The organism is Lysinibacillus louembei, from assembly GCF_033880585.1.
Taxonomy (GTDB): domain Bacteria; phylum Bacillota; class Bacilli; order Bacillales_A; family Planococcaceae; genus Metasolibacillus; species Metasolibacillus louembei.
Map to the genome: position 1 here is coordinate 2,833,546 of NZ_CP137624.1, position 12,744 is coordinate 2,846,289.

The following is a 12,744-nucleotide window of genomic DNA, read 5'->3' on the forward strand; positions in this document are numbered from 1 at the left end:
GGCAGTTGTGATCAATAGCAAAGCAATTACTGCCCGTGAATACGGGATAGAAATGAATGCGGGGCTATGCAAATGCCTCGCATTACTTCAAAGAATAACGCGAAGAAGGATAGGTGTTTTTTATGGAAAAGAAAATTACAGTATTACCTGGAGACGGCATTGGACCTGAAGTAATTGCTTCAGCAGTTCGAGTATTACAAGTGATTGGCAAACGTTTCAATCATACATTTCATTTAGGCTACGCTGCGATTGGTGGTGCAGCAATCGACCAATTCAATAACCCACTGCCAAATGAAACGATTCAAATGTGTGAGCAAAGTGACGCAATTTTATTAGGTGCTGTAGGTGGACCGAAGTGGGATAACAACCCAACGCATTTACGCCCAGAAAAAGGCTTGCTACAAATTCGTAAGCACTTTGATTTATTTGCGAACCTCCGTCCAGTGAAGGCATTCCCAAGTTTACTTGCTTCTTCTCCATTAAAGCGCGAGGTGGCAGAAAACGTTGATTTAATGATAGTGCGTGAATTAACAGGCGGCATTTATTTCGGCGAACCACGTAAAAAAACAGCACAAGCAGCTGTTGATACATGCGTATATTCACGTGAGGAAATTGAGCGCATTGTAGACAATGCCTTTGAACTAGCGAGATTACGCCGAGGTAAGCTTTGCTCTGTAGATAAAGCGAATGTGTTAGATACATCACGTTTATGGCGTGAAGTTGTAGAAGAAAAGAAGAAAAGCTATCCTGATGTGCAAGTGGAGCATAATTTAGTCGATTCCGTTGCCATGAAGCTGATTACAAATCCAGGTCATTATGATGTCGTTGTAACAGAAAACATGTTTGGCGATATTTTAAGCGATGAAGCCTCTGTTATTACAGGCTCTTTAGGTGTATTACCATCCGCTTCAATTCGCGGTGATAACTTCGGCTTGTATGAGCCGGTGCATGGTTCAGCACCAGAAATCGCAGGTCAAGGCATTGCCAATCCAGCTGCAACGATTTTATCGGTGGCGATGATGCTACAATATTCATTCGGCTTAAAAGAAGAGGCAGCAGAAATTGAGCGTGCCGTGAGTGCCGTATTCGATGATGGTTACTTCACAGCAGACTTAGCACAGGATGGAACACGCGTTTTATCTACAGATGAGTGGACAGATAAAGTAATTAATGAAATTGATACGAGCTTTGTTTCAGACAGTATTATGATTTCATACATTTAAGGATTGGTGAGTACAATGGCAAAAAATATTATTGAAAAAATTTGGGCATCACATATCGTACATCAAGAAGCAGGCAAGCCCGACCTACTATATATCGACCTGCATTTAATTCATGAAGTAACAAGCCCGCAAGCATTTGAAGGCTTGCGCTTAAATAACCGCAAAGTGCGCCGCACAGACCTATGCTTTGCGACAATGGATCATAACGTACCAACGAAAAATTTACCGACAATCAATGACCCAATCGCGAAAAAGCAAATTACGACATTAGCAGACAATGCCAAGGAATTTGGTGTACAGCTTGCAGATATGGGGCATCCAGACCAAGGGATTGTTCACGTTATCGGTCCAGAGCTTGGCTTAACACAGCCAGGGAAAACAATCGTTTGTGGTGACTCACATACATCGACACACGGTGCATTCGGTGCAATTGCATTCGGTATCGGTACATCGGAAGTAGAGCATGTACTTTCGACGCAAACATTGTGGCAAACGAAGCCACCAACAATGGAAATTCGCGTAAACGGCAAGCTTGGCGCTGGCGTAACAGCAAAGGACATCATTTTAGCGATTATCGCAAAATGGGGCATCGGTGTCGGCACAGGGCATATCGTGGAATATACAGGTGAGGCGATTCGCAATTTAACGATGGAAGAGCGCATGACGATTTGTAATATGTCCATTGAAGCAGGAGCGAAAGCAGGCTTAATTTCCCCTGACGAAACGACAGTTGAATTTTTACGTGGTCGTCGCTTCGCACCACAAAAGCAATTTGATGAGGCAGCAGCCTACTGGTTAAGCCTTGCATCAGATGAAGGGGCCAGCTATGATGTTGTCTTAGAAATTGATGCAAATGAAATCGAGCCTGTCGTAACATGGGGAACAAACCCAGCGATGGGTACAGGTGTATCGAAAACTGTACCAACAGCAGCCGATTATGACAACGAATCAGATAAACAAGCGCTACAAAAAGCACTTGCTTACATGGGTCTAGAGGAGGGACAGCCGATTACATCAATCGAAATTCAGCATGTCTTTATCGGTTCTTGTACAAATTCACGCCTATCCGATTTACGTGCAGCCGCAAGTGTTGTCAAAGGCAATAAACTACATCCAAATGTAACAGGTATTGTAGTACCAGGCTCTCACTCAACGAAAATCGCTGCAGAGGCAGAAGGCTTAGACAAAGTCTTTATCGAAGCAGGCTTTGAATGGCGCGAATCAGGCTGCTCAGCGTGTCTAGGTATGAACGAGGATGTCATTCCATTTGGTGAACGCTGTGCATCTACATCAAACCGTAACTTTGAAGGGCGTCAAGGCGCTGGCGCACGCACGCATTTAGTCAGCCCTGCAATGGCAGCAGCGGCAGGCATTTATGGCCATTTTGTAGATGTGCGACAACTAGAGAAGCAAGAAGCGTAGGGGAGAGAAGACGATGGAACCAATTAATATTGTGAAAAGCGTATATGCACCACTTGATCGAAAAAACGTAGATACAGACCAAATCATTTCAAAGGAATTTTTAAAGCGCATTGAACGCACAGGCTTTGGTGAATTTTTATTTTACCACTGGCGCTTTGATAAAGAGGGTAATGAAATCACGGATTTCGTGCTAAATAAACCAGCATATAAAAACGCAGAAATTTTAGTCGCACAAGACAATTTCGGCTGTGGCTCCTCACGTGAGCATGCACCTTGGGCAATTTTAGATTATGGCTTCCGCGTAGTCATCGCGCCAAGCTTCGCCGACATTTTCCATAACAACTGCTTCAAAAATGGCATTTTGCCAATCAAGCTAACAGAAGCAGAATGTGACGAGCTATTAGCACAAGGCTTACAGCAGGCACAAGAAATCGAAGTCAACTTGGAGGCACAAACAGTTACAGCAGCATCAAAAGTGTATAGCTTCAACATCGACCCATACTATAAAGAAATGCTATTAAACGGCTGGGACGAAATCGCTTTGACATTCAAATATGAGGACGAAATTGCTGCATACGAAGCAAAGCGTATCGTCTTTGAATAGAATAATGAGGAAAAAGATGAGCTTAGTGATACACTAGGCTCATCTTTTTTAAGGTGGTGAGGCACTTTATTATAATGAAGTTACTGATATATTTGAAATTGCTGATAGAAAGGCAAAACTTACTGATAGAACATTAAAAGTTGCTGATAGAAGCGTAAAAGTTACCGATAGAACATTAAAACTTACCGATAGCATCATCAAACTAGCTAATAAATAAAAAGCGTCCTTATAAAAGGGCGCTTTTTACTGTATAACAACCGCATGCGAACCAAGTGCTTGGTAGCTTGAGAAAAACGTGTTGATATCGACGATTTCATCGCCGTGCAATGGATTCATAATTGTGACGCTATTTTTGCTTGCCCCTGTCAGCACAACCGCATGCAAATTGCTGTAAATAGGGTGCCTTTCACCTGTTTCTTCAACAATCCAAAAGCGATTCGTTCGCGGTGCTTGCCAATCAATTGTGACCCATGTTAAAACAGGGTAGCCTTGCTCAACATATGCAAGAATTTCCTGCTGTGAAGCACCTGTAATATTTGAGGCACGCAATGGCGAGGCTTGTTCTTCTAAAATGGTATTCGCCGCCTGTGCAATAGGGTTCGCAAAGACATAGAAGCCATCTGTTGCACTTGCAGGATTGCCAGCATAGGCAAGCTCTGGATCTGGACCGTAGCGTATCCCGCCACGAATTTCTGTTGCTTGTCTCGGCAAATAGTTGCGCTTCATCGTCATTTTATCTGTGTCGATACTAAAATAGTTGAGCATCGCAGTGAGTGATGTAATTTCACAGCCATTTGGTAGCTCTGGATTTTGCAACACAATAGGCACAGCTAATCCAGCTTGCGCTTTAGGGTAGATGGTTTCAATAAACAAGTTTGGTTTGCTTTTATCAAAGGTAAAGGGAGTGCGTGATTGCTCCTGCCCATTCGCATGATAAATAACTGCCTCATACTGCTCCTTTTCTAGCAGCTGTGCAAATTTAGCAATGCCATCCACTGACGATGTGGCACGTGCAATCTCTGTGCCTTGCTGCTCAATTGCAACCTCCACATGTGGTACAGCAACACGACTATAAAATTCTACTGTATAAATCGTTAGCTCATCAGAAAAATTAGCAGCCTCATGATTTACTGGCAAAAGCTTTGGACTTTGACAGCTCGAAAGGATGACTATTGCGAAAAGTAACGTCATCAAAAATAGTCGTCTCAATTCGCAGTCATCCTTTCTAAAAAATTATTGCTTTACAAAGTATTCGTTATACCAAACAAGGAACATGTAAATGGACCAAATTTTACGCTGGCTATTTGTTGTTCCTGCAATATGTGAATCCAGCAATGCTAAAATTTTATCACGATCGAAAAATTGTGCAGCAATATCACTGCTAAACAGTGCACGTACTTCCTTGACATATTTCTCATCACGCAACCAGTGGCGAATTGGTACAGGGAAGCCGATTTTTTTACGGTTTGCCCACGCTTCTGGCAGTGCCTCACGCGCTGCTTGACGGAATGCATATTTCGTATTTTCTTCATTGACACGATAGCGTGTTGGCACAGATGCCGCTACATCCATCATTTCACGGTCAAGAAGGGGTACACGCAATTCAATCGAATGCGCCATCGACATTTTATCCGCCTTCAGTAAAATATCATCAACAATCCATAAATTTAAATCTAACAGCTGCTTCTTCGTCACATCATCCTGCCCTTGGAATTTTTTATAGTAAGGGCTAACGATATCTTGAACAGAAGGAGCATTATTGAAATCATCTGTTAAAATTGCTGCAGATTCATGCTCCTCAAAAATGCGCGCTTGTCCGATAAATGTTTGCTCAACAGGCAATTTTGCACGTCTTGCTAAGCCACCAATTTTGCTGTTTGGCATAATTGCCCCGGCAATATTTGCTAAAGCACGAATTGGAGAAGGGAGGCTTTTGAATTTTTTCATATTTGGCGTATCTGTATATTCATCATAACCACCAAATAGTTCGTCTGCACCTTCACCTGAAAGGACAACTGTTACATGCTTACGAGCTAAACGTGCCAAATAGTAAAGAGGTACAATCGACGGATTCGAATGCGGCTCATCCATCATATATTGAATTTTACCTAAATCAGCAAAGCACTCATCTGGATTCAATGTTTCATTGACATTTTCGATACCAAGCTCTTTTGATAATTCAACTGCATTATCAATTTCAGAGAAGTTCTCAGCGCTAAAGCCAACCGTAAATGTTTTATCAGGGCGTAGCACGCTTGCCACATAGCTGGAATCCACACCACTTGATAAAAAGGAACCGACCTTTACATCTGCGATTGTGTGTGCCGCAACAGACTCACGCACCGCATCATCAATATCTTCGATAATTTTATCTAAAGGACGTTCCTCAGGCGCATATGTTGGCTCCCAGTAGCGCTCAATTGTTAGCTGTCCATTTTCATACGTCATATAGTGTGCAGCAGGTAGCTTGAAAATGCCTTTAAAAAACGTTTCATTGAGCACAGGGTATTGGAACGTTAAATAAGGCTTCAATGCTTGTTTATTTAGCTCTTTCGTAAAATGAGGGTGCGGTAAAAAGCTCTTAATTTCCGAGCCGAAAAACAGCGTTCCATTCATTTGCCCATAGTAAAATGGCTTAATCCCGAAATGGTCACGTGCGGCAAATAATTTTTGGTTATTGCGATCCCAAATAACGAACGCAAACATCCCACGCAGCTTTTGCACAAGCTTTGGTCCATATTCCTCATAGCCATGCAATAAAATTTCACTATCTGTCTGTGTTGTAAAGACATGCCCTTTTTCAATTAAATCTTCACGAATCGTTTGGAAATTATAAATTTCCCCATTAAAAATCAACACAAGCGAATTATCTTCATTAAATAAAGGCTGTGAGCCATGTGCCAAGTCAATAATGCTCAAACGACGGAAGCCAAGATTGGCAATCCCTTCATTAAATTGTCCACCACTATCAGGTCCACGATGAATAATTTGATTCATCATATTTTCTAAAACGGCTGGTGAATTGTCCACCTCGCCGATAAATCCAGTAAATCCACACATATTTATTAATCTCCCTTAAAAATCTCTATTTAAATGTGTACTTCGATTATATGTCAAATAATAATAGTCAGGCTACTTTAGACAGAAGCAATTGCTTCTGTTCATTTAAAAACATAAATAATGGAATCATCCATACGCAGTACTTATTTTAATCCTTACTGTAGTATTATGCCTAAAAACTATGCTGTTGGTCAACTGCTGGATTTGAAAGGGGAGAGACAACCTTTCATTTACAATAAGTATAAAAGTATCTTCAGTTGCTTTTCCTCCATAACGATGTACGAATCATTGCTGTTACGAGTATCAAAATAGGTGGAAATTAGCAGGTTTGATAACAAAATAAAACTTCGTATAACAATAGCACTTGCTGGAATTGCATAGTGTGAAAGGAACGATACGATTGCTTTATTGTTAAAAAAATGACTTAATAATAAGGGAGGGGAGGGTAACTATGAATAACAATCATCAATCTCATAATGTAAAAGACTCGGTTCACAGCATTGCTTATGCTATAGAACAACATTTAAAAAGTCATACAGGCCCATTTGTTATAGCAATTGATGGCGGTAGTGGAGCTGGTAAATCAGTGGTGGCGTCTGAAGTAGCTAACCTTCTAGGAGCTACAGTTATACAATGCGATGATTTCTTCAATATTAAAATCTCTGATGAAGACTGGGATACGTTTTCAGTGGAAAATAAATGCCGTTTATGTATTGATTTTGAACGAATACGCAATGAAGCACTTTTACCACTACTTACCGGAAAACAGGCAGTATATTTACCATACTATTATTTGTCTATGACAGAGTCATCATCCAAAAAGGTAGTGAAAGAACCTTCACAAATCATTATTCTTGATGGTATTTACAGTTCACATTGGTTAAATGATTTGGTTGATCTTAAAGTACTTGTAAATGTTCCATCAGAGATTCGTTATAAACGACATAATTTAAGGGAAGGCACAGATGATATAGACTGGCATTTACGATGGGATCCAGTAGAAGATTATTATTTTTCAGTGCTACGTCCTTTAAATACATTTGACTTAGTAGTTGTAAATGAATAATGCAAAAGTTTTATTAAAATCCTGTGTATCAATGCAGGATTTTTCTTATTTAATCAATGGACCGTATTGTTGAATGAGATTTCCGATAATTTTAAATGGTATTTCAAATAATTTTCCTTGCAATAGACATATCCCTATCAACTAGATAACTTTAAAAGACTAAGCAACCATCTGGTGTCAATATTCGAACGATGCCAGATGGTTGCTTAGTTTTTAGCATATTCTTCAACAGTTTTTTTTCATAATAAGATGGCCTTTAATAAGGCTCTGCCTCATGCCCTTTATTAATCGCATCTTGTGGGGCTTTATCACCCTTCGTATTGCCAAGCGGTTTGGAAGCATTAGCATCGCTTTGAGCTTTTTGTAAGCCTTCCTTCAGTAAGCGACCGTATTCCTCATCCGCTTCCTCTGCTAAAGCAACCATGGCATTTTGAATATCGATATGACAGGCTGATAAATCGCGTATTAAATTGGCAAGTAGCTCGTCGCGTTCCCATTGCTCAAAATTGCGATAAGTTTCGCCAGCTTGCTTTGTATTACTTTGACGATCAATTGATTCACGTACAAGATTTCCTTCGACATATGGCGTATACTCTTTGCCGCTTTGTGTTGCTTCCTTTAAGCCATTTAACATGGAAGGCTCATAGTTAACATGTGGATTTTGCCCAGGTGCTAAATCGCGTTTATACATCATTTGCCCGCCGCTTTGATTTGTGGCAACATGCTTTTTCGGCGCATTAATTGGAAGCTGCAAATAGTTTGCCCCTACGCGATGACGCTGTGTATCAGAATAGGAGAACGTGCGACCTTGTAACATTTTATCATCAGAAAAATCTAAGCCATCGACAAGTACACCAGTGCCGAACGTTGCCTGCTCCACCTCAGCAAAATAATCCTCAGGATTTTTATTCAATACCATTTTGCCAACAAGATGCCACGGAAACTGATCATTTGGCCAAAGCTTTGTATCATCCAATGGGTCAAAATCAAGCTCAGGGTGTGGACCGTCCTCCATAATTTGAACATAGAGCTCCCATTCAGGATATTCCCCGCGCTCAATCGCATCATATAAATCCTGTGTGGCATGGTTGAAATTGTCCTTTTGAATTTCTTCCGCTTCTTTTTGTGTTAAATTTTTAATGCCTTGCAGCGGCTCCCAATGATATTTCACAAGCACCGCCTTTCCTTCACTATTTACCCATTTATACGTGTTGACACCAGAGCCTTGCATCATGCGATAGTTCGCTGGAATACCCCAAGGTGAGTAGACTAACGTTACCATATGGAAGGTTTCTGGGGAGCTCGCACAAAAATCAAAAAAGCGTTCCACACTTTGAATATTTGTAATAGGGTCAGGCTTAAAGGCATGAATCATATCTGGAAACTTAATGGCATCACGAATAAAGAAGATTTTTAAATTATTGCCGACTAAATCCCAGTTGCCATCCTCTGTATAAAACTTTACTGCAAAGCCTCGTGGATCGCGCAATGTTTCAGGGGAATGACCTCCATGAATTACCGTAGAGAAACGCACAAATACGGGTGTTTGCTTGCCCTTATCTTGAAAGACTTTTGCACGTGTATAGTTAGAAATGGGCTCGTCACCAACAACGCCGTATGTTTCAAAATAACCATGCGCACCAGCACCACGAGCATGTACGACACGCTCAGGAATTCTTTCGCGGTCAAAGTGACTAAGTTTCTCTAAAAAGTCGTAATTTTCAAGTGTCGCAGGACCACGATTACCAACAGTTCGTAAATTTTGATTGTTCGTAATCGGATGCCCTTGCCGATTGGTTAAAGTCATATCCTCTGGATTTGTCGAATCATTTTGCTTTGTCATCGTATAACTCCTTTCTAGTAGATAACTTTATATTGTCCATTATTGGCACAAACTAGACATTTAAATAAAAAGGAGTACTGTTGTTTTAAAGAAAATGAGAGACTTGCTTAGAGAGCTTATCATAAAAAAAGACTAGGCTCATGTATACTATGAGGCTAGTCCTAAGTTTAAGTAGATTCTCTAAATGCTGCTTACCATTTATCAGCACCATATTTATTATCTTGATCATCAAAATTAATATTGGTGGTAGGCTTGTCAACGCTTTGCAATTTTAAGCCAATTCTTATGAGGATAAATGCTAAGAAAAAGGCAGCAAATAATACAAAGAAGGCGGTGGCTTGGGCTGCATTAATAATGTAATTGTAAGCATCTCCACCTACCCAAGCATTTTGAGAATCACGGTATGAATATTCTTCGGGATTAGAATAGAAAAGCAATCTCTTAAATCAATTCAGCCTTAATGACCGCAGCCAACCCCTTTTTCAAAGCGGCTATTTCTTCCTCGCTCAGCTTTTGTAGTACATTTTCATTCATTTCTATGCTAGTTGCCTCAATGTTACTGCGCAGTTGATTTGCTTTTTCTGTGCTTGTGACGAACACGTTTCTGCGATTAGTGGGGTCGATTTCACGCTCAATTAAATTCATCTTTTGCATTTTATCTAATATGCCTGAAACAGTAGGTGCTTCTAAATAAAGTAACTCACCAATTCTTTTAGGGGTAATTTTCCCTTCCATCCACAAGCAATTTAATACGCCATATTGGGCAGGGGTAATGTCGAATTTTTCTAACTGATGGTTAAAATGCTTGTGTACTTTATGCTGGGCTACACTCAATAAAAAGTTAATACATTCATCTAATTTCAAGTCATTCACCTCCATCACTTGACAGTATTTATCATAGCATGGTATTTTCGGTATGAAAATATTTTTGTTACAGAAGTATTCTGAGTGAGAATTAAGGAGGGTTATTATGGAATTATTTAAAGCTATTGTTGTAAGAAAAATGAACGATGAAGTGACGTATAAGCTAGAGGATGTATCGCTTTCCGATTTATCTGCTGGGGAGGTAGTCATCGAGGTTGCGTATTCCTCGGTGAACTTTAAGGATATGTTAGCTGTGCAAGCAAGCGGTGGCGTAGTGCGAGATTATCCGATGATTCCAGGGATTGATTTAAGTGGAACGATTGTTCATTCTACAGATGAACGCTTTTTCGAAGGGCAAGCGGTGCTTGTGACAGGCTTTGACACTGGAGTAAGGCATACTGGAGGATTTGCACAATATGCGCGCATTCCTGCTGATTGGATTGTGCCTCTACCAGATGGGCTGACGCTAAAGGATGCGATGGTTTTCGGAACGGCTGGTTTTACTGCAGCATTATCTATTATGGCATTGGAAAAGCATGGCATGTCTGTTGGCAGTAGCCCGCAAATTGTAGTGACAGGCTCAACGGGTGGCGTAGGCAGTGTCGCTCTGCAAATTTTATCAAAAATTGGCTATACAAATATTACAGCGGTTGTTCGTAAAGAGCATCAAGTAGATGTAGCCAAAGCTTTAGGGGCTACAGAGGTTATTTTTGCAGTAGACATAGGAGACTCTCAAAAATCATTAAATAAAGCGAAATATCATTATGTATTAGATACGGTTGGTGGTCAGGTTGCAGCAGCACTTATTCCTCAAATTCACTATGGTGGAAGCATGACAATGTGTGGGCATGCAGGAGGGGCACAATTAGCAACAAATGTGCTACCATTTATCTTAAGAGGCATTAATCTGTTAGGCATCGATTCCGTCAATGTGCCGATTGAAAAGCGTGCACCAATTTGGGAAAAAATTGCGCAAGACTGGAATATTAGTGCGACAACATTAGCGCGAGAAATTCCTCTTGAGGAAGTGCCAGAAACAATTGAAGCAGTGAAAAACGGACAGCATTTAGGAAGAACGATTATTAAAATGAGATAGTTGAAAGAGCAGCCAGCGTCAATTGTTGGCTGTTTTTTTCTATGCCTTAAAGTTATTAAAAAAGCCTAAAGCAGGGCGCTTTAAGCTAAACGTAGAATAAAACTCAAAAAACGTAGAATAAAAACTTGAAAATGTAGAATAAACGCTAGACAACCGAATTGTGCGTTAATTCCTCGTCAATTTGCTGCAATAATTCAGATGCGCTATCTGCTGCTAAAGTCTCACCGTTCACGATGGCATAATAGTGATGGTCACACGTTTCACATTGCGAGTTGCAGCCTACCTCGTGAATATCAATATCCTCACGGGCTAATAGTGTATCGATTTCTTCACTATCGTAAATGCGATTTGATACGCAAAGCTCAACTTGATTTTTTAGCTGCTGCGGCTTTGATCGTTGGAAAAGTTTTTTAAACATTGGTATACCTCTTTTTGTTAGTTATCTTCATTTTAAGATTACTTTGTTACAAGAGGCTATACAACTAATGAATGAATTATTGCCTACGTTTTCACAATCTGGACAAAAAGCTACTCATATTATTGGGTGAGCTTCTTAATGTATTGTAGCAGTCACAAAATCTTTTGCACTTTACAGGTGAACTTACCTAGATTTAAAGACTCTCCCTTAAATATTTCAAAAATACCTTCGTAGCATTTGAGAACGCTTGATGTTTTTTCCAAATGATGTCGAGCCTCGCCTCAAGCTTTGGCTGAAGGGGGCGGAAGCAAAGGGCGCTCTCCTCAGAAATGTCCATTAACTTGTCTAAGCAAATCGCATAGCCGATATCCTCCTTTACCATGACAGAGGCGTTATACAGTAGATTGTATGTGCCGATAATATGCAGATTTTCAACTGCTGCGCCGAACCAGCCTGAGAGGACGTTGCTCACTGCACTTTGCTTTGAAATAATCAACGGTTTATCTAATAAATCCTTTGGCTGTATGACTGTTTTGTTAGCAAGTGGATTGTCCTTGCGCATTAGCACGCCCCATGTATCTGTAGCAGGTAGGCGCACATAATCATATTTTTGCTTATCTGCTGGCTCGATGACAACGCCAAAATCCAGCAAGCCGTTATCTAGTTTCACTGTAATGTCGTCTGCGTTTCCGCTATATAAGTGAAATTTAATATTTGGATGATGTGTGACAACTGTTTTGATGGTTTTTGCAATGAAATGCATCGCCTCCGTTTCACCGCTACCAATATAAATTTCTCCACTGACAATATCAGAGGGGTGATTAAAATTGGCTTCTGTTTTATCTACTAAATCAACAATTTCCTTTGCGCGTTCAAGTAAAAACATACCCTCATCCGTTAGCGAAATTTTGCGATTGCCGCGCATAAAAAGCGTCGTACCAAGCTCCTCTTCTAAGTTTGTTAATTGTCTTGATAGTGTAGGCTGTGATAAATGTAGCGCCTCAGCGGCAGCCGATATATTTTCCTGTGTAGCTACTGCGATAAAATAGCGCAAGACACGTATATCCAAAAGCAACATCTCCTTTATATGCCTTTTTGTTATATGAAATTATTCAATATAGGCATTGGTTATTTTTATGCTAGCATTT

The 12,744-nt window shown here is 40.4% G+C and carries 12 protein-coding genes; 5 read left to right on the forward strand and 7 right to left on the reverse strand.

The annotated features are described in order from the left end of the window. The first annotated feature begins 122 nt into the window (after positions 1-122). From leuB to leuD, 3 genes are read left to right on the forward strand one after another with little or no spacing between them, the layout of a single operon-like run. Complete coding sequence (gene leuB / locus R6U77_RS14095; protein ID WP_293920420.1) at positions 123-1,223, forward strand: 3-isopropylmalate dehydrogenase; 1,101 nt, start codon at positions 123-125, stop codon at positions 1,221-1,223. Positions 1,224-1,238: 15 nt separating this feature from the next. Further along, on the forward strand, positions 1,239-2,645 hold the full coding sequence (gene leuC, locus R6U77_RS14100; protein WP_319836113.1) for a 3-isopropylmalate dehydratase large subunit: 1,407 nt from the start codon (positions 1,239-1,241) through the stop codon (positions 2,643-2,645). A 13-nt stretch (positions 2,646-2,658) separates the two neighbouring features. Continuing rightward, positions 2,659-3,249 carry a 3-isopropylmalate dehydratase small subunit gene (gene leuD / locus R6U77_RS14105; protein WP_319836114.1) on the forward strand — a complete coding sequence of 197 codons (591 nt, stop codon included), beginning with the start codon at positions 2,659-2,661 and terminating at the stop codon, positions 3,247-3,249. Positions 3,250-3,492: 243 nt separating this feature from the next. Here the strand turns inward: leuD and R6U77_RS14110 are convergent, their stop codons facing one another. Both R6U77_RS14110 and asnB read right to left on the reverse strand, forming a co-directional pair. Beyond that, on the reverse strand, positions 3,493-4,458 hold the full coding sequence (locus R6U77_RS14110) for a C39 family peptidase (RefSeq protein ID WP_319836115.1): 966 nt from the start codon (positions 4,456-4,458) through the stop codon (positions 3,493-3,495). Between the two features lie 24 nt (positions 4,459-4,482). Further along, entirely contained in the window at positions 4,483-6,309 is a 1,827-nt protein-coding gene (gene asnB, locus R6U77_RS14115) for an asparagine synthase (glutamine-hydrolyzing) (RefSeq protein ID WP_319836116.1), read from the reverse strand. A gap of 451 nt (positions 6,310-6,760) precedes the next feature. Here asnB and R6U77_RS14120 point away from each other — a divergent pair, with 451 nt between their 5' ends. Continuing rightward, positions 6,761-7,375, forward strand: coding sequence for a uridine kinase family protein (locus tag R6U77_RS14120; RefSeq protein WP_319836117.1), 615 nt, complete (start codon positions 6,761-6,763; stop codon positions 7,373-7,375). A gap of 256 nt (positions 7,376-7,631) precedes the next feature. Here the strand turns inward: R6U77_RS14120 and R6U77_RS14125 are convergent, their stop codons facing one another. From R6U77_RS14125 to R6U77_RS14135, 3 genes are all read right to left on the reverse strand, one after another. Next, positions 7,632-9,218, reverse strand: coding sequence for a catalase (locus R6U77_RS14125; protein ID WP_319836118.1), 1,587 nt, complete (start codon positions 9,216-9,218; stop codon positions 7,632-7,634). A gap of 191 nt (positions 9,219-9,409) precedes the next feature. Then, positions 9,410-9,655 (reverse strand): hypothetical protein, encoded by a 246-nt coding sequence (locus tag R6U77_RS14130; protein ID WP_319836119.1) that lies wholly within the window; start codon positions 9,653-9,655, stop codon positions 9,410-9,412. Between the two features lie 4 nt (positions 9,656-9,659). Continuing rightward, positions 9,660-10,082: a MarR family winged helix-turn-helix transcriptional regulator gene (locus tag R6U77_RS14135; RefSeq protein ID WP_319836120.1), complete on the reverse strand. Its 423-nt coding sequence runs from the start codon at positions 10,080-10,082 to the stop codon at positions 9,660-9,662. A gap of 106 nt (positions 10,083-10,188) precedes the next feature. Here R6U77_RS14135 and R6U77_RS14140 point away from each other — a divergent pair, with 106 nt between their 5' ends. Further along, positions 10,189-11,178, forward strand: coding sequence for a YhdH/YhfP family quinone oxidoreductase (locus R6U77_RS14140; RefSeq protein ID WP_319836121.1), 990 nt, complete (start codon positions 10,189-10,191; stop codon positions 11,176-11,178). A gap of 145 nt (positions 11,179-11,323) precedes the next feature. Here R6U77_RS14140 and R6U77_RS14145 read toward each other — a convergent pair whose 3' ends face one another. Further along, positions 11,324-11,596: a DUF1450 domain-containing protein gene (locus tag R6U77_RS14145; protein WP_293920397.1), complete on the reverse strand. Its 273-nt coding sequence runs from the start codon at positions 11,594-11,596 to the stop codon at positions 11,324-11,326. Positions 11,597-11,789: 193 nt separating this feature from the next. Further along, complete coding sequence (locus tag R6U77_RS14150) at positions 11,790-12,665, reverse strand: LysR family transcriptional regulator (RefSeq protein ID WP_319836122.1); 876 nt, start codon at positions 12,663-12,665, stop codon at positions 11,790-11,792. Positions 12,666-12,744: the final 79 nt, after the last annotated feature.